Here is a 21,275-nt window from a genome sequence, read left to right on the forward strand (position 1 = left end):
CGCACAGCAGGGTCGCCCTTTCTTTGGTGACTTTCTTTCGGCGAGACGAAAGAAAGTTACTCGCCCGCCGGGGCGAAATCCCGGCCCCGGGAAGCAAAGACCCAGCACCCGCCAGCACCGCCCGGGCAGCGCGCAAAGGCTTAGACAAGCTCAGCCCGAACGGCCAGCAGATCAGCAGGTCGACAGTCAACGAGATCGATGACCGCCTGCCAGGCGAGGCCCCACGCTAAAGCTGAAACCCCACAGCCCGCACCACCCCTTCCGCCACATCCCGCCCCCAGGACGGCCTGCGCCCCCGATAAGGCGCTGCCCGAGCGATCTCCGCCCCACACCAGTCCGCCAGCCAGCGCACCTGGGCGGGCGAGTAGAACGCCGCCATCGCCTCGTAGTTGAGGAACAGGCTGCGCGCATCCAGGTTGAGCGACCCGCACAGCGCGACCTCGTCATCGATCAGCACCGCCTTGGCATGCACCATGTGCGGCGCCAGCCAGACCTGCGCGCCGGCGGCAGCCAGTTCGCGCAGCGACCGCTCGCGCGCCCAGTCGGCCAGGCGATGGTTGGAGCGCGCGGGCACCAGCAGGGTCACCTGAACGCCGCGGCGGCAGGCCAGGCACCAGGCTTCCAGCAGTGCGTCGTCCGGCACGAAGTACGGCGTGAAGGCCACGATGCGTTCGCGGGCATGGTAGGCGGCGGCCACCAGCAGGGCATGCACGGTGTCGTCGGCGTGGTCCGGGCCGCTGGGCAGCCACTGGGCGAGCGGGCCCTCGGGCGGCTCGGGCACCGGCGCCAGGGGCAACACGGTGCGGGGCGCGCGGCCGCTGGCGGCATGCCAGTCGGCTGCGAATTGCAGCGCGGCCTGCACGGCGAGCGGGCCCTGCGCCACGTAGCTCAGGTCGATCCATGCCGGCACGCCCGGGCGGTCCAGGAAATATTCGCAGGCGAGGTTGCGGCCACCGCTCCAGAGCCGCTCGCCGTCGGCCACCACCAGCTTGCGGTGGTTGCGCAGATTGGTGCGGCCACGCAAGGGGTTGTGCAGCACGGGCATGAAGCGCTGCACCTGCACGCCGTCGCGCCGCAGGCCCCGCAGCAGGCGATGGGGCATCTGCAGGCTGCCGACCGCGTCGACCAGCAGGCGAACGGCCACGCCCCGCTGCACGGCCCGCAGCAGCCCCTGCGCCACCAGCCGGCCGATCTCGTCGTTGGCGAAGACGAAGGTGCAGACGTCCAGGCTGCGCTCGGCGCCATCGATGGTGTGCATCAGCCCGCGCAGGGCGGCGGAGCCGTCGGCGTGCATGTCGACAGCGTGGTTGCGCTGCGCCGGGGCCAGCTCCATGCAGGCCAGCAGTTCCGCAGCCCAGGCGGGTCCGCCTTGGGGCAGCGGCGTGGAGGAAGCCAGCCGTGCATGCCGCACCGGCCGGCCGAACTTGCGTGTGCCGACCAGCAGGAAGAGCGGCACGGCGAAGTACGGAAAAGCGATGATGGCCAGCACCCAGCCCATCGCCGCCGAGGGATGGCGCCGCTGGTAGCCGATGCGGGTGGCCATGACGTAGATCAGCAGCCCCACGGCCACGAATACCGCATGGCCCAGGCCCGACAGCACCGCGACGCGGATCATGCGCAGCCGCCGCCGCCCGCGCGCAGCGCGGAGGGCTGGAGTTCAGGCGTGTCCACCGCCACCAGGGTGGCATGCAGCGGCAGGCGCACCGCGATGCGCAGCCCGCCCAGGCGGTCCGAGCGGCCCAGCTCCAGCGTGGCCCGGTGCATGCGCGCGATGGTCTGCACGATGGACAGGCCCAGGCCACTGCCCGCGATGGGGCGGCCCTGCGCATCGGCCTGCGCAGCGCGGTGAAAGCGCGCCAGCACCTGCGCACGGTCTTCCTCGGCGATGCCGGGGCCGCTGTCTTCCACCACCAGCTGCAAGGCGGCCGGCTCGCCGTGGGCGTGTGCGTCGGCGTTTGCGTCGGCGTCGGCCCCGGGTCCACTGCCCTCACCCACCGCGGTCACGCTCACGTCCACCGTACCGCCCGCGGGCGTGTACTTCAGGGCGTTGTCGATCAGGTTGCGCAGCAGGATGCGCAGTGCCTCCGCATGGCCCGGCACGGCCACGGGGTCGGCACGGCCCAGGCCCAGGTCGATGCCGCTGGCCTGCGCCTGAGCGGCGGCGTCCACCACGGACTGGCGGGCCAGATCGGCCAGCACCACGGGCTGCGCGGGAGTGCCCGCCGTCAGCCGGGCCTCCTGGCGGGCCAGGGCCAGCAACTGCTCCACCAAGGCCGTCGCGCGGTCGATGCCGGCGGCCAGCCGCCCGACCGCCCGCTCCCGCGTGGCCTCGTCGGGCGCGCGCTGCAGGCCCTGCACCTGCAGCTTGAGCGCCGCAAGAGGCGAGCGCAACTCATGGGCGGCGTCGGCCACGAAGTGCTGCTGCGCCTCGAACGCCCGCTGCACGCGGCCCAGCAGCAGGTTCAGCTCGTCGACCAAGGGCCGGACCTCGGCGGGCAACGCGTTCCCATCGACGGGCGAGAGGTCGTCCGCCTGCCGCCTGGCGACCTGGCGGCGCACGCGCTCGACCGGGGCCAGCGAACCGCTCACTGCCCACCACACGGCCAGCGCCAGCAGCGGCGCGAGCAGCGCGATGGGCGCGGCGGTGCGCAGCGCCAGCGCCCGCGCCATGTCGCGCCGCGTGGCCATGTCCTGCGCCACCTGAATCACCTGCGCCCGGGTCTGGACCGACAGCACGCGGTAGGTGGTGCCGTTGGCGTTCACGTTGGAGAAGCCCAGCACGGCGCGCTGCGGCAGGGCGGCCCCCACCGCCGATTCGTACACGCGCAGGCCGTCGGAGGACCACACCTGCACGACGAATTCATGGTTCTCCACTTCGCCCGGCGGCAGCGGCGCATCGCCCGACGGCAGCGAGGGCAGCCCGGGGCGCAATGCCTGCGCCATCTGCTGCATGTGGTAGTCGAACAGCAGGTCGGCTTCGGCCAGCGCAGCGCGATAAGCCAGCCCGACCTGCGCCAGCGCAGCGCATGCGATGGCGGCCAGCAGGAACCAGAGCAGGCGCGCGCGCAGCGACGGTGCGCGGGCGCCCGCCCCTGAGGGCGAAGACGCGGGTGCCGGGGCGGGCGCGCCGGGTGCGCCGGGTGCGTCCGCGTGGGCGCCGTGGGCGCTGTTGGCACTGCGGGCGGGCCCGGTCATGCCTTCGGAACCATGTAGCCCACGCCGCGCACGTTCAGCACCAGTTCGGCGCCCAGCTTCTTGCGCAGGCCGTGGATGTACACCTCCACGGCGTTGCTGCTGATCTCCTCGCTCCAGCCATAGAGCTTTTCTTCCAGTTGCTGGCGCGACAGCACCGCGCCGGGCCGCGCCAGCAGCGGCTCCAGCACCGCCCATTCCCGGGCCGACAGCACCACGGCCTGGCCCTGCACGGTGACTTCGCGGGTCGCAGGGCAGATGACCACGCCCTGGTGCTCGTACACCGGCTCGGCCCGGCCGGCCGCTCGGCGGGTGAGCGCGCGGATGCGCGCCAGCAGCTCGTCCATGTCGTAGGGCTTGAGCAGGTAATCGTCGGCACCCGCGTCGAGGCCCTCCACCCGCTGGGCGACGGCGTCGCGGGCGGTGGCGATCAGCACGGGTGTGCGGTCCTTGCGGGCCCGCAGGTCGCGCAGCACGGACAGGCCATCACGGCGCGGCAGGCCCAAATCCAGCAGGACCAGGTCGTAGGTCTGGGTGCGCAATGCCGTATCGGCCAGGGCGCCGTCGCGCGCCCAATCCACGGCGTGGTGATCGGCGCGCAGCAGGTCGTGCACGGCTTCGCCGATCATGGGGTCGTCTTCCACCAGCAGAAGGCGCATGGGACAGGATTCCGGTCAGAAGTCAAGGCGCCCCCGCCGGGGCGCTGGACAGGGGGCCATCAATACGGCGACGGCGGCAGCGGCGGAGGTGGCGGCTGCGGCGGCAGGGTCGGTGCGGGCGACAGTCATGCCGCCAAGGATAGCGGCTGCGATGTTCCCGCAAGGCAGGACGGCGCCTCGGCAGCGGCTTGCCGAGCCGCCGCCCGGGGCCCGCCCCGTCACCCCAGCCGCACGGGCACGAAGATCTTGTTGCCGTCGCGCTCGATCAGCAAGGCCACCGACTTGCCGGACTTGGACACCGCCTCGCGTACCTGGTCGAGCCCCTGGGCCGGCGTCCCGTTGACGGCCAGCAGCACGTCGCCGGGCGCCACGCCCGCCTGCGCAGCCGGGCCGCGCACCTGCTCGATCAGCAGACCGCCCTCCACGCCTGCCTCACGCCGCTCCTGCGGGGTCAGCGGCCGCAATGCCAGGCCCAGCTGGCCCTTGCCCACCCCCTTCTCGCCCGCGGCGGCCTGGGCCGCCTTCCTGTCGCTGGCGTCGCCCAGCGTGGCGACGATCTCTTCCTTCTTGCCGTGGCGCCACACCTCCATGCGCGCCTGGCTGCCGGGCGCCGCCTGGCCGACGAAGGCCGGCAGGTCGCCCGAGGCCACGATGGGCTGGCCGTCGATGCTGCGGATCACATCGCCCGACTTGAGCCCCGCCTTGTCGGCCGGCCCGCCGGGCTCCACACCCGCCACCAGAGCGCCCTCAGGCTTGTCGAGCTGGAACGAGTCGGCAAAAGCCTGGTTCACTTCCTGCACCGACACGCCGAGCCGCGCATGGCTGGCCTTGCCGGTGGCGAGGATCTGGTCCTTCACCTTCGCCGCCACCTCGATCGGAATGGCGAACGAAACGCCCTGGTAGCCACCGGAGCGGCTGTAGATCTGCGAGTTGATGCCCACTACCTCGCCGCGCGTGTTGAACAGCGGGCCGCCGGAGTTGCCCGGGTTCACCGCCACGTCGGTCTGGATGAAGGGCACGAAGCTGTCGTCCGGCAGGGCTCGGCCCTTGGCGCTGACCACGCCGGCCGTCACGCTGTTCTCGAAGCCGAAGGGCGAGCCGATGGCGAGCACCCATTCGCCCACGTTCAGCGCCTGCGTGCTGCCCAGCTGCACCACGGGCAGGTGGCTGGCGTCGATCTTCAGCACCGCGATGTCGGTCTTGGGGTCGGAGCCCAGTACCTTGGCGCGGAACTCGCGCCGGTCGGTCAGCTTGACCGTGACACTGCTGGCGCCCTTGACCACGTGGGCGTTGGTGAGCACCACGCCATCCGGGCTGACGATGAAGCCCGAGCCCTCGCCCTGCATCGGCACTTCGCGCTGGGGCTGCATGCGGCCGCCGCCACCGGGCATGCCGAAGCGCTTGAAGAATTCGTAGAACGGATCGTTCGGGTTCATGCCCTGCGCACCGCGCTGCTGCGCGGCCGGGGTGTCGTCGTCATCGTCGTCGCCCTCGTCCCCCGCGCCGCCGAGCGACGTCTTGGTGGTGCCGGTCACGCTGATGTTGACCACTGCGGCGCCATTGCGCGCCGTGATCTGGGCGAAGTCCGGCATCGCCACGCCGCCGGAGGGCAGGCCACCGGGTGCCGCCGCCGCCGCGACAGCCACCGGCTGCGGCACCGCGGCGTGCCCGGGCCGCATGTTGGTGACGAGCCCTGCGCCGGTCGCACCCACGGCGCCCGCAGCGATCAGCGCCAGGGTCAGGCGGCGTGGGGTGGAGAGAATGGAGTTCATGGCAGACCTTTCGGTAGGTTGTTGCATGAACGCCAGTGTCGGCAGCGACACTTAGGCCGGGCTTAGGCCGGGCTTAGGCCGCGCCTGGGCCGGGCCTGGGCGGCGGGGCACGGAAACCATCCGGAAAGCCGGACGGGCCACGGCAGGCGCCGCCACGCCGGGGAGACGAAGCCCGCAGGCCGGAAGGCGTCTGCCAGGACGCTCCCACGGCCGGCGCGCAGGTGCTGTGCCGCTATTGCGAGAACATCTCCCGCTTGCGCGCCTCTTCCTCCTGGCGGCGGCGGTTTTCGACGCAGACGGGATAGCTGCCCGCACCGGCCGCCTGGCATTCGCGGTGAATGCACATGGGGCGGGTGAGCACCGAGGCGCTGGCACAGGTCTCGCTGGGGTTGGGCGGCCGGGCCGGCCGGCTCGGTGCGGCAGGTGCGGGAGTAGGTGCGGCGGGCGCGGCAGGGGCGGCTTCCGCAGCGGGCGCCGTGGTGGCGGGTGCCGCTGCCGCGACCGGCGTCTCGCGCCGGGTCGCGGGCTTGGCCGGACGCGGGGCCGGCGCGTTGACGAAGGCGGGCGCCGGAGCCTCGGCCGAAGCCACTTGCGCCGCGGGCGTGGCGGCGGCGGGCGCCGCGGCTGCGGCAGAGGCTGCCGGCAAGGCAGCGGAGGCCGGGGCCGTGGCCGCCTCGGCCATCTCGGTGATGATCTGGTCGTCGGGTGTGCGGGGCGGCTGCTTGGGCGCTGCCCGCCACCAGAAGATCAGGGCGATGGCGGCAACGACCAGCAAGCCCAGCAGGGCGAAGACCATCTTCCGAGACGGCGCCCCCTGGCCGCCACCCGCCACCGTTGGTGCAGTGGAAGCAGGCGCCTCGGGCGGTACACCGCCCCTCGCGGCAGTGCGGGCCGTGGGCGCGGATGCCGGGGGCTGCGGCGCGGGCACCGGAGGCGCGGGTACAGGCGCAGGCACAGGCACAGGCGCAGGCACAGGCACAGGCACAGGCACAGGCACAGGCACAGGAACAGTAACAGGCGGCGCCAGTGGAGCGGAAGCGGGCTCGGGGGCGAGGACCAGATCGACATCGACGGCAGCGGGAGGCAGCGGCTGCGGGTTGGCCCCAGACGCCGCAGGCGTGGAGGGCACCAGCGGCTCCGGAGCCGGCACGGGGGACGGCACGGCGGCTGCCGCGCTCGCCACCGCTGCCTGCTCTGCCAGCACCTGGGCCAGCGGCTGAGGCACCCGGGTCGTGGACGTCGCTGCCAGGTCCTGCGGCATCGGCGCAGGGGGCGCCCGGCCGTCGGACGCCCCGGGATCGACCCAGATGCTTCCCAGCTCGGCCCGGAAGTCGAATTGCTCCAGCCCCCCGGTTGGCGCCTGCAGCTCCAGCAACTGCGAGAAAGCGTCGATGGACTGCGGCCGGTCTTCGGGGCGCAGCTGCAGTGCCTGCGACATGGCGTGCACGAACGGGGCGGAATACGAGACGCCGAACTGCTCCTGCACGGTGCGCGCCACGCGGTCGAACGGCACCATGCGGTCGCGGATGGCGCGCAGCGTGGCGGGCAGCGGCGTGTCGTTGCACAGGCAGCCGTGCATGACGGCGGCCAGCGAATAGAGGTCGCTCCACGGCCCCTGGCGCAGGTCGCTGCCGGCGTCGGTGTATTGCTCGATGGGGGCGTAGTTGACCTTCAGCACGGCGGTGTGCTGGCGGTCGCGGTCGCTGATGGCGCGGCGGGCGGCGCCCAGGTCCAGCAGCACCGGAGGACCCACGTCCTGCAGGAAGATGTTGTCGGGCGAGACGTCGCGGTGCAGCATCTGCGCGTCGTGCAGCACCCGCAGGGCACCCAGCACCGACCACAGCACCTTGCGCAGCCACGCCTCCGGCGGCGGCGTGCGCATGTGGGCGCGGGCCTGCTTGAGGGTCATGCCGCCATAGAGCGGCATGACCATGTAGGCCGTGTGATTGGCCTCCCAGAAGCGGAACACCTTGACCAGCGAGGGGTGGTCGTACTGCGCCAGCAGCCGCGCCTCGTTCACGAAAGAGGCCAGACCGGCCTGGTAGGACTGCTCGTCGGCCGACGAGCGCACCCAGAGCGTCTGCCCCTGCGTGCGCCCCGCCAGCGACGACGGCAGGTATTCCTTGATGGCGACGAAGCGCATCAGGGAATGGTCGAAGGCGCGGTACACCATGCCGAAGCCGCCCACGCCCAACAGCGACAGCACCTCGAACTCTCCCAGGCGCGCACCGGGCTGCAGCGCATCGACATGGTTCACGGCGCTGGCAGAAAGGGGACTGGACATGGTGGGAGGGACGGAAGGGGCGTGAAACGAAAAACCGGGCGCCCAGGGGCGCACACCGCCCATCGTAGCGTGCGCTGCACAAGACGGGCGCGCCATCATGGCGGAAGAAGCGCCGCGCAGGCGACAAAACCGCCTTCCGGCGTGGAAAGCGCGTTCGGCGGGGCGCCCGGCGGCCGCGCTGGTTACCATTGGGCGATGTTCAGTTATCGCCACGCCTTCCATGCAGGCAACCATGCGGACGTGCTCAAGCACACCGTGTTGATTGCCACCCTGCAGCATTTGACCCAGAAAGACGCGGCGCTGACCGTGCTCGACACCCATGCGGGGGCCGGTCTCTACCGGCTGGACGGCGACTATGCCAGCACCAGCGGCGAGGCGGCCGACGGCATCGCCCGGCTGCTGGCACCGGCACCGGCTGACGCCAAGGGGGCGGCATCCGCGCCGCTGTCCCCTGCCCTGCAGGCCTATGTGGACGTTGTGCGGGCCTTCAACCAGGGCACGCAGACCCGCGTGTACCCCGGCTCCCCCTTCATCGCCCAGCACCTGCTGCGCAGCCACGACAAGCTCAAGCTGTTCGAGCTGCACCCGACCGACCTGCGCTCGCTGGCCGGCAACGTGGCCCAGCTCGAAGCCGGCCGCCAGGTGGCCGTGCTGCACGAGGACGGGTTCGAGGGTGTGAAGAAGTTCCTGCCCCCGCCGGCCCGCCGCGCGCTCCTGCTCTGCGATCCCAGCTATGAAATGAAGAGCGACTATGGCCGCGTGCTGGACATGGTGGCCGACTCGCTCAAGCGCTTCGCCACCGGCACCTATGCCGTCTGGTACCCGATCATTCCGCGGCCCGAGGCGCACGACCTGCCGCGCCGCCTGAAGACCATGGCCGTGAAGGCGGGCAAGCCCTGGCTGCACGCCACGCTGACGGTGAAGAACAGCAAACTGGTCGAGAACGCCGAAGGCGAGAAGCGCCGGCCCGGCCTGCCCGCCAGCGGCATGTTCCTCATCAACCCGCCTTTCACGCTCAAGGCCGCGCTGAAAGACGCCCTGCCGCAGATGGCCGAACTGCTGCAGCAGGACCGCCACGCCGCGCACAGCCTCGAATCGGGCGGCTGACCGGCCCCGCTGCCCGCGGCTGGCGCCCCGGCCAGCGGGGCACGGACGCCATCCCGCCCATTCCCCCATCCCGGCCGTGCCGCCTGCGCGGCTCAGTCCGCCTGGTCCTTGTCCGGGCAGCCGCCATCGTCCTCGGCGGCCAGCGCCGTGATGGCCACCGACTTGGTGCCCAGCCCCAGCATGCCCAGCTGTTTGGCTGCGGCCTGGCTCAGGTCGATGATGCGGCCGGCCGCATGCGGCCCCCGGTCGTTGATGCGCACCTGCACCGAGCGGCCGGTCGAGAGGCTCCGCACGCACACGCGCGTGCCGAACGGCAGAGTGGGATGGGCGGCGGTGAGCGCATACATGTCGAAGCGCTCGCCGCTGGCCGTGCGGCGCTTGTGGAACCGCGCGCCATACCACGACGCCATGCCCTGCTCGTCCGGCTCGGCATCTTCACCGGCGTCCGGGCCGCGCAGGCCCTCGCCGGGCTTGTCGCGCTCCAACGAATACATGCCGTTCGGCCCCGGCACGCCTGCCGGCGCAATGGACGGCACGACGGTGGAAATGGGCGGCAGATCGGCCTCGCGCTGCGCCGGGCGGCGCCCGGGGGCCGCGGCTGCAGCGTCGGCAGCCGCTCTGGCCGAAGCGCCTTCTCGGGAGGCTGAACCGGAACCGGAACCGGAACCGGCGTCGGCAGGCGCAGCGGCAGCGCTCCTGGGCGGCGCGATCAGCGTGCGCAGCGGCGCACGGGAGGGCGCGGCTGACGGGACCGCTGCGGCAGGGCTGTCGCCGTCCCCGGCTCGGTCGCCGCCTGGCACCGGCGGCGCCGAGGGCACCGCGCATGCCGTCAACACAAAGACGCTGGCGAGCACGGCGGAGCGGCGCAGCGTGCGCGGGGAAAGGCTCACCAGCAGATGACGAAGACCGGCGACCGCGATGCGCCTCATGCGGTCCGCGCCGGAAGGTGGGCTGTGCGGCGGGCGCCGACACGCCACCAGGGGGCGTTGGAATTTTTCATCGGCGCGATGTTAGCCGAGCCTTTCGGGGCCGCGTAACGAGTCGCAGCCGGGCGCGAAGGGCGGGCCGTGTGGACTGCCGGGTGCGCAAGGCCGTCGCCCCGCTGGCCCGGAAAACCCGGCGCCGATCCTGCTTACAGGCCCAGGCGCCGGCACAGCTCCAGCGTGGCCCCGCTCTGGTTCATGGTGTAGAAGTGCAGCGCCGGCACGCCGCGCGTGCGCAGTTGCTCGCACAGTTCGGCAACCACGTCCAGGCCGAAGGCGCGGATGCTGGCCACGTCGTCGCCGAAGCCCAGCAGGCGCAGCCGGATCCAGCGCGGGATCTCGGCGCCGCAGGCGTCGGAAAACCGCATCAGCTGGGTCGAGCCCAGGATGGGCATGATGCCGGGCACCACCGGCACGTCCAGGCCCAGGCGGCGCGTCTCGTCCACGAAGCGGAAGTAGGCGTCGGCATTGAAGAAGTACTGGGTGATGGCCGAGTCGGCCCCCGCCCGCACCTTGGCGGCGAAGGCCTGCAGGTCGGCTTCGGGCGAGCGGGCCTGCGGATGCACTTCCGGATAGGCGGCCACCTCGATGTGGAAGTCATCGCCCGTCTCCGCGCGGATGAAGGCCACCAGGTCGCTCGCATAGTGGAAGGCGCCGCCCGCGCCGTAGCCGCTGGGCAGGTCGCCGCGCAGCGCCACCAGGCGCTTGACGCCCATGGCCTTGAGCTGTGCGAGCTGGGCGCGCACCGTTTCCTCGGTGGCGCCGATGCATGAGAAATGCGATGCGGCGCTGACGCCTTCGGACAGGATCTCGCGCACGGTGCCGAACGTGCCTTCCTGCGTGGAGCCGCCGGCGCCGTACGTCACCGAGCAGAACTCGGGTTGGCGGGCATAGAGCTGCTGGCGCACGGCGCGCAGCTTCTCGGCGCCCTCGGCCGTCTTGGGCGGGAAGAATTCGAAGCTGACCGGCAAGGCAGCGGACACGGGAGGGGAAGCGGGGCGTTGGCTCATGCGGCGCTCCTGGCATGGATGAAGAATTCGCGGTTGCCATCACCGCCATCGATCGCGCTGTCGTGCCAGCCGACCACGGTCAGGCCTGCGGCGGCGCAGCAGTCGCGGATGCGCTGCTCGACCACCGGGTAAAGCGTTTCATCGCGCACGATGCCGCCCTTGCCGACCTGGCCTGGCTGCAGCTCGAACTGCGGCTTGACCAGCATCAGCAGCTCGCCGCCGGCTTTCAGCAGCGGCGCCACGGCGGGCAGGATCAGGGTGAGCGAGATGAACGACACGTCGCCCGTCACCAGGTCGAAGACGGGCGTCACGTCGACGGACTCCAGCCCCGCACGGCGGCGGCGCACGGTGGGCAGCGTGCCCTGCGCGCGGGCCCGGGCCTTGGCCGACCGCTCGGCCTTGAAGGCTTCCACGTCGTGCTCCTTGGCATCGTCGCTGTCGTCGTAGTCGTCATCGACCATGCCGCCGTTGCGCATCCAGCTGTAGGGTGCCTCGGGCTGGGTATCGTTGTCTTCCGGTTCCTGCTCCACCTGTTCGGAAAGCGCTTCCTCGCAGGCATCCTGCAGCGACTCGGCGGTGATGGAGCGGGCGTTGAGGCCTTCCACGGCAACGACGCGCGGGTCCTGCCGCAGCCGGTCGTGCAACTGGCCGTGGCCCACGTCCACGCCGATCACCTGCGCGGCCCCCTGCTGCAGCAGGCAGTCGGTGAAGCCGCCGGTGCTTTGGCCCACGTCCAGGCAGCGCCAGCCGGCCACGCGCAGGCCCGTCGCCTGCAGCGCGCCTTCGAGCTTCAGGCCGCCGCGCGAGAGATACCGCGCCTCGGCCTGGTCGAGCAGCTGCACTTCGGCGATCTCGGGAATGTCGTCGCCGTTCTTGGCGACCTTGTTCCACGGCAGGCTGGCCGCCAGCCGCCACTGCACGCCGGCGGCGATCAGGCGTTGCGCCTGCGACCGGGTGGTTGCGTGGCCCTTGTCCACCAGGTAGACGTCTGCGCGCATGCGCCCATCCTTTTTTCAGAGTCAAAAGTGCCACCGGCGCTGATGAATAAAGCGCCGGTAGCTATTATTTTTATAGCAAACAGCTTGCGCCGGCAGAGGCTGCCAGCGCAAGCAGGTGCTTAGTAGCGGTAGGTGTCGGGCTTGAACGGGCCGCTCTTGCTTACGCCGATGTAGGCGGCCTGGGCGTCCGTCAGCTCCGTCAGCATGGCGCCGACCTTCTTCAGGTGCAGGCGTGCGACCTTCTCGTCCAGCAGCTTGGGCAGTACGTAGACCTTGCCGGCTTCGTACTGATCGGGCTTGGTGAACAGTTCGATCTGCGCGATGGTCTGGTTGGCGAACGAAGACGACATCACGAAGCTGGGGTGGCCCGTACCGCAGCCCAGGTTCACCAGGCGGCCCTTGGCCAGCAGGATGATCTTCTTACCGTCGGGGAAGGTGATGTGGTCCACCTGCGGCTTGATCTCTTCCCATTCGTACTTCTCGATCGACGCGACGTCGATCTCGTTGTCGAAGTGGCCGATGTTGCAGACGATGGCCTGGTCCTTCATCGCCGCCATGATGTCGTGCGTGATGATGTCCTTGTTGCCGGTGGTGGTCACGAAGATGTCGGCCTTGTCGGCCGCGTATTCCATCGTCACCACGCGGTAGCCTTCCATGGCCGCCTGCAGCGCGTTGATGGGGTCGATCTCGGTGACCCACACCTGGGCCGACAGGGCACGCAGCGCCTGGGCAGAGCCCTTGCCCACGTCGCCGTAGCCCGCCACCACGGCCACCTTGCCGGCGATCATGACGTCGGTGGCACGCTTGATGCCGTCCACCAGCGATTCACGGCAGCCGTACAGGTTGTCGAACTTGGACTTGGTGACCGAGTCGTTCACGTTGATGGCGCGGAACAGCAGCGTGCCCTTGGCGGACATCTCGTTCAGGCGGTGCACGCCGGTGGTGGTCTCTTCGGTCACGCCGATGATCTCGGCCGACTTGCGGCTGTACCAGGTGGCGTCTTCGGCCAGCTTCTTGCGGATGGCCGCGAACAGGATGCGCTCTTCCTCGCTGCCGCCGTCGCCGGCCACCAGCGATGCGTCCTTCTCGGCGCGCTGGCCCAGGTGCATCAGCAGCGTGGCGTCGCCGCCGTCGTCCAGGATCATGTTGGGGCCTTCGCCGGCGCTGCCCTTGGGGCCGAAGTCGAAGATGCGATGGGTGTAGTCCCAGTAGTCTTCCAGCGATTCGCCCTTGATGGCGAACACCGGCGTGCCGCTGGCGGCAATGGCGGCCGCGGCATGGTCCTGCGTGGAGAAGATGTTGCACGAAGCCCAGCGCACGTCGGCGCCCAGGGCCTTCAGGGTTTCGATCAGCACGGCGGTCTGGATTGTCATGTGCAGCGAACCGGTGATGCGCGCGCCCTTGAGCGGCTGGGCCGCGGCAAACTCCTCGCGGATGGCCATCAGGCCGGGCATTTCGGTTTCGGCGATCTTGATTTCCTTGCGGCCCCAGGCGGCAAGGGAGATGTCGGCGATGGCTTGGTCGGCCTGATCGGCCTGGGGCTTGAGAACTGCGCTCATGGTTTTCTCCAGTCAAGGATGGCAATGAAAACCACGCAGGTCCGGCGACGGGAGATGGGAGGCAGTCGCTCACCGCACCGAAACCAGCGTGGGTGAGCGTCGTTGCGAAGGAACCGGCTTCCGAGCCTCACGCCCCGCTGTGCTGGGGACGCTGCAACGCTCCTCGGAAAGGCGCGTATTGTACAAAAAGCGCGGGCCAGCCGGGGCCCGCCAGGCCGGTCAGCGTGGGGCACTGCCGCAGAAGGCGCGCGTTGTCCCGGCCCTCAGCCGCAGCGTGAAGAAGAGAGCGAGCCCCAGCAGCAGCATGCAGAACAGCACCACGGCCGGCCACTGCCCTCGCTCCCAGAAGCCGCCCGCCACCACGCCCAGCACGCTGGAGGCCATGTAGTACGCCAGCAGGTACATCGACGACGCATGGCCCTTGGAATGCAGCGCCGACGCGCCCACCCAGCCGCTGACCACCGCATGCCCGCCGAAGAAGCCGAGCGTGAGCAGGCAGATCCCGGCGATCAGCGTGGCCAGGTGCGACGGCAGGGTGAGCAGCACGCCGGCGGCCATGAGCGCCACGCAGCCCAGCAGCACCACCGGGCGCCCCAGCCGGTCGGCCAGCGCGCCGGCCCAGGGCGACGCGCACATGCCCAGCAGATAGGCGCAGAAGATCAGGCCGATCTCCGCCTGGCCCAGCCCGAAGGCAGGCGACGACAGGCGAAAGCTCACCAGGTTGAAGACCGAGACGAGCGGCCCCACCAGCAGGCAGCCGACGGCGACCAGCAGTGGCAGCACGGGGTTGCGCAGATGCTCCCGCCAGATGGCTGCGTTCTGCCGCACCCCCATGCCGGCCGCGCGCACGAAGCGGCGCGAGGGCGGCAGCAACAGCACGAAGCCGATGGCGACCAGCAGGTCGAGCACGCTGACGATGACCATGGCTTCGCGCCAGCCGAAGGCGTCGGTCAGCAGCCCCACGCCCACCCGGCCGGCCATGCCGCCGAACGCGGTGCCGCCGATGTAGAGGCCCATCGCGTAACCTAGTCCCCGCGCATCGATCTCCTCGGCCAGATAGGCCATGGCCACGGCCGGAACGCCGCCCAGCAGCACGCCCTCCAGCGTGCGCGCGGCCAGCAACAGGGACCAGTGCGGCGCCAGGGCCGCGAGCAGGTTGCAGAGGGCCGCCAGCGCCATCGAGCCGAACATCAGCCAGCGCCGCCCCACCGCCTGGGACACCGCACCCGCCACCAGGATCGAGACCGCCAGTGCGGCCGTGCTGACCGACAGCGCCACCGAACTGGCGGCCGCGCCGATCTGGAAATGCCGCGCGAACTCCGGCAGCAGCGGCTGGACGCAGTAGAGCAGCGAGAACGTCGCGAAACCCGCGAAGAACAGCGCGATGGTGATGCGGCGGTAGGCCGGCGTGCCCGCCACCGCGCCACCGGGCAGGGCGGAATCTGCGGCCGGTGCGGCAGGGGCGGCGGAAGCCGTAGATGCAGCGGAGGGCGGAGGGATCGGTAGGTCGGTGGGGGAGGTTGTCATGCGGATCGCCACGGCGGAGGTCGGCCGCGATTCTGCGCGGGCACTCCGGCGCTGTCCAATCCGAAGGCGACCGATGCGGCGCCGCTAGAATCCCTGCGACTCATGGGGCCTGTGGCGGTGCGACCGCGCACTGCGCCCACGGCCCTTGCGCGACGGCCACGACGCCGCACGCCCCCTCCATTGCCATCCGAGCCCGCCCTTGTCATACGCCCCAGAAACCCGGCGCCGCCGCACCTTCGCCATCATTTCCCACCCTGACGCGGGCAAGACCACGCTGACGGAAAAGCTGCTGCTGTTCTCGGGCGCGATCCAGATCGCTGGCGCCGTGAAGGGCCGCAAGGCCAGCCGCCACGCCACCAGCGACTGGATGGAAATCGAAAAGCAGCGCGGCATCTCGGTCGCCTCGTCGGTGATGCAGATGGCGTACCGGGACCATGTGGTCAACCTGCTCGACACGCCCGGCCACAAGGACTTCTCGGAAGACACCTACCGCGTGCTGACCGCGGTGGATTCGGCGCTGATGGTGATCGACGCCGCCAACGGCGTGGAAGCGCAGACGCGCCGGCTGATCGAGGTCTGCCGCCAGCGCGACACGCCCATCATCACCTTCGTCAACAAGATGGACCGCGAGGTGCGCGACCCGCTGGACATCATGGACGAGGTCGAGCGCGAGCTGGGCATGCCGTGCTGCCCGATGACCTGGCCCGTGGGCCAGGGCAAGAACTTCGGCGGCATCATCAACCTGCGCACGCAGGCCATGACGGTGTTCGAGAGCGGCAGCGAACGCCGCCCGCAGGATTTCGAAGCCATTCCCCTGTCGGACGAGACGGCCCTGCGCGCCCGCTTCGGCGCTGAATTCGATGCCGCGCTGGAGAGCATGGAGCTGGCCGTGGGCGCCTCGCCCGCCTGGAACCAGGAAGCCTTCCTGGCCGGCAAGCTCACCCCGGTGTTCTTCGGCTCGGGCGTGAACAACTTCGGCGTGATGGAGGTGCTGGACGCGCTGGTCGACATGGCCCCCTCCCCCGGGCCGCGCGTGAGCACGCTGCAGGTCAACAAGCAGCCGGTGGTCAAGACGATCCAGCCGGAGGACGAGGGCTTCTCCGGCGTGGTCTTCAAGGTGCAGGCCAACATGGACGCCAACCACCGCGACCGCATCGCCTTCGTGCGCGTGGCCTCGGGCAAGTACACCCCGGGCATGAAGCTCAAGGTGCAGCGCACCGCCAAGGAACTGCGGCCCACCTCGGTCGTCACCTTCATGAGCCAGCGCCGCGAGGCGGTGGAAGAGGCGTATGCCGGCGACATCATCGGCTTCACCACCCACGGCGGCGTGCAGCTGGGCGACACCATCACCGATGGCGCCAGCCTGCAATTCACCGGACTGCCTTTCTTCGCCCCGGAAATGTTCATGACCGTGGTGCTGAAGAACCCGCTGCGCACCAAACAGCTGCAGCAGGGCCTGGCGCAGCTGGGCGAGGAAGGGGCCATCCAGGTGTTCAAGCCCGATGCGGGCGGCAACATGCTGCTGGGCGCGGTCGGCCAGCTGCAGTTCGAAGTCGTGCAGCACCGGCTGAAGACGGAATACGACGCGGACATCCGCCTGGAGAACTGCCAGTACACCGGCGCCCGCTGGATCACGGCCGACACTGCGGCCGACCTGCGCGCCTTCACCGACGCCTACCCGCTGCGCCTGGCGCATGACGCGGCGGACACGCTGGCCTACCTGTGCACCAGCCCTTACGACGTGCGGCTGGCGCAGGAGCGGTTCCCGAAGATCCACTTCCATCCGCTGCGCGAGCATGCGGGGCTGGCACTGCAGGCGGCGGGTTGATGACCGCCTTCGTCGCGAGCGGACACCCGATCCCATGAACGACAAACTGGTTTTCGCTGCCCAGCAATACACCTCGCTGCTGGTCTTCGCGATCGCCTTCTGGGGGCTGGGCAGGACGGCCCTCGCCTGCTGCAACACGCGTGCCTACCCTGTGGATCGCTGGCTGCTGCAGGGGCTGGCCATCGTGCTGGGGCTGGGCCTCGCCACCGTCGCCTTGCAGAGCATCGCGGCCGCCGGCCTGTTGCGTCGATCCAGCATCAACCTGCTCCTGGCGCTGGGCTGGGCCCTGGCGCTGCTCCAACTCGCCCGATCCGTGCGGCACGGCCCGGCCACGGCAGCGACAGCAGCAGCGGCAGCACAGCCCCTGCAGGTCTGGCCCTATGCGCTGGTGCCGCTGGCGCTGGTCGTTCCCCTGGCCGTGTCGGCGCTGCACCCGCCCTACCGCTGGGACGAGCTGATGTACCACCTGCCGCACGCGCGGGAGTGGGCTGCCACGGGGCGCCTGCAGATCAACGAATGGCTGCGCTATCCCTACGCACCCGCCAACCTCGGGCTGCTGTACGCCGCGGGGCTGATCATCCGCGGCGACGTCTTTACCCATCTGCTGCATGCGCTGACGGGCGCCATGGTGGCGCTGCTGGTCTTCCGGCTGGCACTGCATCATGGTGGCCGCCTTGCGGCCTGCCTGGCTGCCAGTTTCTGGATCCTGCTGACGCGCGACGAGTTCGCGGCAGCGCATGTCGACATGGGAGTGAGTGCCTTCGTTTTCGGCGGCCTCATTGCGCATCTCCAGTGGGAACGCCACCGGGCCGACCGCGCATGGCTGGTGCTTTCCGGCCTGCTGCTGGGCTGTGCCGCGGGCTCGAAATACCAGGCGCTCGGGCTGCTCCCGTTCTTCTTCGGCTGCATCGCCATCCAGCCGCACCGTGTTCGTAACCTGCTGCTCTGGTCGGTGTCGCTGGCCATTCCATGCATCTACTGGTACGCGCGCAACTTCCTTCTCACCGGCGACCCCTTCAACCCGCTGGGTGGAAGCGTCTTCGGGTACGGCAACTGGAGCGCGGCTGACATGCGCTACCAGCTGTTCGACCTCAAGAACGCTGCCAACTGGCCTGAGTGGTTTTTGTGGCCCGCCGCGCTGGCGCCGCTGTCTGCTGCGCTGCGCCGCAACCCTGCCGCGCTGCGCCTGCAGATCTTTGCCGCGTTCGGCTTCGCGGTGTGGCTGGTGACATCCCATTACGACCGGTACCTGATGCCGGTCTTTCCGGTGCTGAGCGTGCTCAGTGCGGTCGTGATGGTCCAGACCCTGCAGTGGGTGACCGGCCGGCTTCCCTCCGTGATGTCCGAAAAGGCATCGAGTCCGCGCGCGCGCCGTGCAGGCGGGGTGCTGGTCGCCGTGGCGGTGTCGATTCTGTCGGTGAACTGGTGGATCAACACCGTGCCGAAACAGTGGCGCAACGTGGCAGCGAACGAGGCAGAGCGCAATCAGATCCTCATGGGCAGCGTGACGTCGTACGGGCTGGGCCAGACGATCCAGCACCAGCAGCTCGGCAGAACGTACCAGTGGGGCCTGGAAGGTGCGATCTACTACTTGCCCAATCCCGTCTATGGCGACCATTTCGGGCCCTGGCGCTACCGCGACATGGACGGGCTCTCGGCTCGGCAGCTGGCCGAAAAACTGACCTCCCAGCATTACGAGACCTTGCTCGTCCATCGGGCGACCGTACCGGGCCTGGAAGCGAAACCTGAGTTCACCCGCTATTTCACGCCCATCGCCGAGTCCAACGGGGACAAGGCCTACAAAGTCATTCCAGGACCCTATGCCGATCAATCTTGACGCCTCGCCCCGCGACCTGTCCGCCACGCGCATCGCCGTGATCGTTCCCTGCTACAACGAAGCACTGGCGATCGGTCAGGTACTGACAGGCTTCCGGCAGGCACTTCCGCATGCGGCGCTGCATGTCTTCGACAACAACTCCACGGACGACACCGCTGCAGTCGCCCGTGCGCATGGCGCCGAAGTCACCCATGTCCGCCTGCGGGGCAAAGGCAACGTGGTGCGCCGGATGTTCGCGGACGTGGAGGCGGACATCTACATCATGGTCGATGGCGACGCCACCTACGATGCGTCTCAGGCGCCGCACATGGTCTCGATGCTCCAGCAGCACAAGCTGGACATGGTCATCGGCAGCCGGGTCGACGACGGAACGAACCATTCCACCTATCGGCCAGGCCACCGCCTCGGCAACCGGCTGTTGACCGGATCGGTGCTCTGGATCTTCGGCGGCCACTTCACCGACATGCTGTCGGGCTACCGGGTGTTCTCTCGGCGCTACGCCAAGTCGTTCCCGGCCTCCGCGCAGGGTTTCGAAACGGAAACCGAACTGACCGTGCATGCGCTGGAGCTGCGGATGCCCTACGCAGAGCACCCCACGGCCTACAGCTCCCGGCCGGAGGGCTCGACGAGCAAGCTGTCGACCTTCAAGGATGGCTGGAGGATTCTCAAGACCATCGCCAAGCTGGTGATCAGCGAAAAACCGCTGGAATTCTTCGCACTGCTGGCCCTGCTGCTGGCGGTGATCTCCATCGGCATGGCTGTGCCCATTGCGCTGACCTACCTCGAATACGGCGTGGTGCCCCGCCTGCCCACGGCAGTGCTCACGACCGGGATGATGCTGTCCGCCCTGCTGTCGCTCGTCTGCGGCGCGGTGCTCAACACGGTGACGCTCGGCCGGCGCGAGGCCAAGTGGCTGGCCTACCTGGCGACCCCTGCATCCTGATCCCTCCAACCCATGCCGAACCTCTTCACGCAGGAACCCGCCACATCGTGACCACCCAAGCGAAGGACGGAAAGTCCTATCGACAGTTCATCTCCTTTTGCATCGTGGGGGCTGCCGGTTTCCTGGTCGATGTTGGGCTGCTCTACGTGTTCTCGCCCTGGGTCGGCTGGTATGGCGGTCGCGTGCTGTCGTTCATTGGCGCAGCGACGGCCACATGGGTGATGAATCGGAGTTTCACCTTCTCGCCCGACACCGCCGGCCACCGCTACAGCGCCTGGCAACAGTATTGGCGCTACATGGTCGCGATGCTCGGTGGGGCTGTCGCCAACTACGTTGCGTACGCCACGGTGCTGATGCTCGTCCATGCCAGCTGGGCACCGGTCGCGGGGGTCGCCGCAGGCAGCGTGTGCGGCATGGCCATCAATTTCCTCAGTGCCCGAAAATTGGTTTTCGGAACCAAGCGGCCGCCATCGACATAGTTTTCGCCACAGGCTGCTCCACGTTCAGACCGCTGGCCGGCATCGCTGGTCACGGGCAGGCTGCCGGAGCTGTTCACCATGCACATTGCCGTTGCCATTCCCTGCTACAAGGTCACCCAGCGTGTGCTCGGCGTGATCGAAGCCATCGGGCCCGAGGTCAGCGTGATCTACGCGGTGGACGACGCCTGCCCGGACCACAGCGGCGCCTTCATCCGGTCGCATTGCAGCGACCCCCGGGTCCAGGTGCTTTTCCATGCGGAGAACCGCGGCGTCGGGGGGGCGGTGGTCTCGGCGTATCAGCAAGCGATTCTCGACGGCATGGACATCGTGGTGAAGATCGACGGCGACGGCCAGATGAACCCGGCCCTGCTGCCGCTGTTCGTGCGCCCCATTGCGACGGGGCGTGCCGACTACACCAAAGGCAACCGCTTCTTCCGCCCGGAGTCCGTCCGCGGCATGCCCGCGATGCGGCTGTTCGGCAATGCCGTCCTGTCGTTCATGACCAAGCTCAGCTGCGGCTACTGGACCATCATGGACCCCACCAACGGCTACACGGCGGTGCACACGCGCGTGCTGCGCGAGTTGCCGCTCGACAAGCTGGAACGTCGCTATTTCTTCGAAACGGACATGCTGTTCCGCCTCAACACCCTGCGGGCGGTGGTGCGGGACGTTCCCATGGACTCGGTGTATGCGGACGAGGAATCCCATCTCAAGGTGCGCAAGGTGCTGCCCGAGTTCCTGACCAAGCATGCGTCCCGGCTCGCCCGCCGCTTCGCCTACAACTACTTCATCCGCGACTTCAATGCGGGGTCGATCTATATCCTCGCCAGCTGTGCACTGTTGAGCTGGGGCCTCCTCTTTGGCGGATGGCATTGGGCGCGCAGCATCCACGCCGAGATCCCCGCCACCAGCGGAACGGTGATGCTGGCGGCCTTGCCCATCATTGTGGGCATCCAGTTTCTGGTGGCCTTTCTTCACCACGATGTCAGCAGCGTGCCCACCGAGCCGCTCAGCCCGCAACTGGCAGACGATGCACTGAGTCTGCCGCCCTCCTTGCCGGGCCGGTGACCCCGCGCTTCGTTCAAGCGCGCACCGGC

16 protein-coding genes and 1 riboswitch are annotated in these 21,275 nt (G+C 69.5%); of the genes, 6 read left to right on the forward strand and 10 right to left on the reverse strand.

The genetic code is table 11. The features are described 5' to 3' along the window. Window positions 1–226 precede the first annotated feature (226 nt). From ASF94_RS18395 to ASF94_RS18415, 5 genes are all read right to left on the reverse strand, one after another. Window positions 227–1,615: a phospholipase D-like domain-containing protein gene (locus ASF94_RS18395; protein ID WP_056669978.1), complete on the reverse strand. Its 1,389-nt coding sequence runs from the start codon at window positions 1,613–1,615 to the stop codon at window positions 227–229. Continuing rightward, window positions 1,612–3,195 carry an ATP-binding protein gene (locus tag ASF94_RS18400; RefSeq protein ID WP_156382595.1) on the reverse strand — a complete coding sequence of 528 codons (1,584 nt, stop codon included), beginning with the start codon at window positions 3,193–3,195 and terminating at the stop codon, window positions 1,612–1,614. The genes ASF94_RS18395 and ASF94_RS18400 overlap by 4 nt, the downstream gene beginning before the upstream one ends. Continuing rightward, entirely contained in the window at window positions 3,192–3,851 is a 660-nt protein-coding gene (locus ASF94_RS18405; RefSeq protein ID WP_056669981.1) for a response regulator transcription factor, read from the reverse strand. The genes ASF94_RS18400 and ASF94_RS18405 overlap by 4 nt, the downstream gene beginning before the upstream one ends. Before the next feature lie 218 nt (window positions 3,852–4,069). Continuing rightward, window positions 4,070–5,623: a Do family serine endopeptidase gene (locus ASF94_RS18410; protein WP_056669985.1), complete on the reverse strand. Its 1,554-nt coding sequence runs from the start codon at window positions 5,621–5,623 to the stop codon at window positions 4,070–4,072. Between the two features lie 232 nt (window positions 5,624–5,855). Then, entirely contained in the window at window positions 5,856–7,907 is a 2,052-nt protein-coding gene (locus ASF94_RS18415) for a serine/threonine-protein kinase (protein WP_056669988.1), read from the reverse strand. 195 nt (window positions 7,908–8,102) lie between these two features. On the opposite strand from ASF94_RS18415, the gene ASF94_RS18420 reads away from it, so the two are divergent. Next, window positions 8,103–9,014, forward strand: coding sequence for a 23S rRNA (adenine(2030)-N(6))-methyltransferase RlmJ (locus ASF94_RS18420; RefSeq protein WP_056669991.1), 912 nt, complete (start codon window positions 8,103–8,105; stop codon window positions 9,012–9,014). Between the two features lie 92 nt (window positions 9,015–9,106). Here ASF94_RS18420 and ASF94_RS21845 read toward each other — a convergent pair whose 3' ends face one another. The 5 genes from ASF94_RS21845 to ASF94_RS18445 all read right to left on the reverse strand — a co-directional run bounded on the left by ASF94_RS21845 (window position 9,107) and on the right by ASF94_RS18445 (window position 15,091). Further along, window positions 9,107–9,943: a septal ring lytic transglycosylase RlpA family protein gene (locus ASF94_RS21845; protein WP_235505429.1), complete on the reverse strand. Its 837-nt coding sequence runs from the start codon at window positions 9,941–9,943 to the stop codon at window positions 9,107–9,109. A 203-nt stretch (window positions 9,944–10,146) separates the two neighbouring features. Then, entirely contained in the window at window positions 10,147–11,007 is an 861-nt protein-coding gene (gene metF / locus ASF94_RS18430) for a methylenetetrahydrofolate reductase [NAD(P)H] (RefSeq protein WP_056669994.1), read from the reverse strand. Continuing rightward, window positions 11,004–12,005 carry a TlyA family RNA methyltransferase gene (locus ASF94_RS18435; RefSeq protein ID WP_056669997.1) on the reverse strand — a complete coding sequence of 334 codons (1,002 nt, stop codon included), beginning with the start codon at window positions 12,003–12,005 and terminating at the stop codon, window positions 11,004–11,006. Before ASF94_RS18435 ends, metF begins: the two co-directional genes overlap by 4 nt. A gap of 119 nt (window positions 12,006–12,124) precedes the next feature. After that, complete coding sequence (gene ahcY / locus ASF94_RS18440; protein ID WP_056670000.1) at window positions 12,125–13,564, reverse strand: adenosylhomocysteinase; 1,440 nt, start codon at window positions 13,562–13,564, stop codon at window positions 12,125–12,127. Window positions 13,565–13,651: 87 nt separating this feature from the next. Beyond that, a riboswitch (S-adenosyl-L-homocysteine riboswitch) is annotated at window positions 13,652–13,735 on the reverse strand. A 48-nt stretch (window positions 13,736–13,783) separates the two neighbouring features. Continuing rightward, window positions 13,784–15,091: an MFS transporter gene (locus ASF94_RS18445; protein WP_056670002.1), complete on the reverse strand. Its 1,308-nt coding sequence runs from the start codon at window positions 15,089–15,091 to the stop codon at window positions 13,784–13,786. 199 nt (window positions 15,092–15,290) lie between these two features. Between ASF94_RS18445 and ASF94_RS18450 the strand changes: the two genes are divergently transcribed. The 5 genes from ASF94_RS18450 to ASF94_RS18470 all read left to right on the forward strand — a co-directional run bounded on the left by ASF94_RS18450 (window position 15,291) and on the right by ASF94_RS18470 (window position 21,246). Further along, a complete protein-coding gene (locus ASF94_RS18450; RefSeq protein WP_056670005.1) occupies window positions 15,291–16,919 on the forward strand; it encodes a peptide chain release factor 3 in 1,629 nt (542 codons plus the stop codon). Further along, window positions 16,888–18,756 (forward strand): glycosyltransferase family 39 protein, encoded by a 1,869-nt coding sequence (locus ASF94_RS18455; protein ID WP_156382596.1) that lies wholly within the window; start codon window positions 16,888–16,890, stop codon window positions 18,754–18,756. The genes ASF94_RS18450 and ASF94_RS18455 overlap by 32 nt, the downstream gene beginning before the upstream one ends. Next, entirely contained in the window at window positions 18,740–19,699 is a 960-nt protein-coding gene (locus tag ASF94_RS18460; protein ID WP_056670012.1) for a glycosyltransferase family 2 protein, read from the forward strand. Before ASF94_RS18455 ends, ASF94_RS18460 begins: the two co-directional genes overlap by 17 nt. 47 nt (window positions 19,700–19,746) lie before the next feature. After that, complete coding sequence (locus ASF94_RS18465) at window positions 19,747–20,178, forward strand: GtrA family protein (protein WP_056670015.1); 432 nt, start codon at window positions 19,747–19,749, stop codon at window positions 20,176–20,178. Window positions 20,179–20,256: 78 nt separating this feature from the next. Continuing rightward, window positions 20,257–21,246, forward strand: coding sequence for a glycosyltransferase family 2 protein (locus ASF94_RS18470; protein ID WP_056670018.1), 990 nt, complete (start codon window positions 20,257–20,259; stop codon window positions 21,244–21,246). Window positions 21,247–21,275 lie beyond the last annotated feature (29 nt).

This window comes from Acidovorax sp. Leaf160 (assembly GCF_001424265.1).
Taxonomy (GTDB): domain Bacteria; phylum Pseudomonadota; class Gammaproteobacteria; order Burkholderiales; family Burkholderiaceae_C; genus Paracidovorax.

Coding starts and splice junctions, on each gene's coding strand:
- ASF94_RS18395 (WP_056669978.1), bottom strand. CDS start 1,615: ATGATCCGCGTCGCGGTGCTGTCGGGCCTGGGCCATGCGGTATTCGTG.
- ASF94_RS18400 (WP_156382595.1), bottom strand. CDS start 3,195: ATGACCGGGCCCGCCCGCAGTGCCAACAGCGCCCACGGCGCCCACGCG.
- ASF94_RS18405 (WP_056669981.1), bottom strand. CDS start 3,851: ATGCGCCTTCTGCTGGTGGAAGACGACCCCATGATCGGCGAAGCCGTG.
- ASF94_RS18410 (WP_056669985.1), bottom strand. CDS start 5,623: ATGAACTCCATTCTCTCCACCCCACGCCGCCTGACCCTGGCGCTGATC.
- ASF94_RS18415 (WP_056669988.1), bottom strand. CDS start 7,907: ATGTCCAGTCCCCTTTCTGCCAGCGCCGTGAACCATGTCGATGCGCTG.
- ASF94_RS18420 (WP_056669991.1), top strand. CDS start 8,103: ATGTTCAGTTATCGCCACGCCTTCCATGCAGGCAACCATGCGGACGTG.
- ASF94_RS21845 (WP_235505429.1), bottom strand. CDS start 9,943: ATGAGGCGCATCGCGGTCGCCGGTCTTCGTCATCTGCTGGTGAGCCTT.
- metF (WP_056669994.1), bottom strand. CDS start 11,007: ATGAGCCAACGCCCCGCTTCCCCTCCCGTGTCCGCTGCCTTGCCGGTC.
- ASF94_RS18435 (WP_056669997.1), bottom strand. CDS start 12,005: ATGCGCGCAGACGTCTACCTGGTGGACAAGGGCCACGCAACCACCCGG.
- ahcY (WP_056670000.1), bottom strand. CDS start 13,564: ATGAGCGCAGTTCTCAAGCCCCAGGCCGATCAGGCCGACCAAGCCATC.
- ASF94_RS18445 (WP_056670002.1), bottom strand. CDS start 15,091: ATGACAACCTCCCCCACCGACCTACCGATCCCTCCGCCCTCCGCTGCA.
- ASF94_RS18455 (WP_156382596.1), top strand. CDS start 16,888: ATGCGGGGCTGGCACTGCAGGCGGCGGGTTGATGACCGCCTTCGTCGC.
- ASF94_RS18460 (WP_056670012.1), top strand. CDS start 18,740: ATGCCGATCAATCTTGACGCCTCGCCCCGCGACCTGTCCGCCACGCGC.
- ASF94_RS18470 (WP_056670018.1), top strand. CDS start 20,257: ATGCACATTGCCGTTGCCATTCCCTGCTACAAGGTCACCCAGCGTGTG.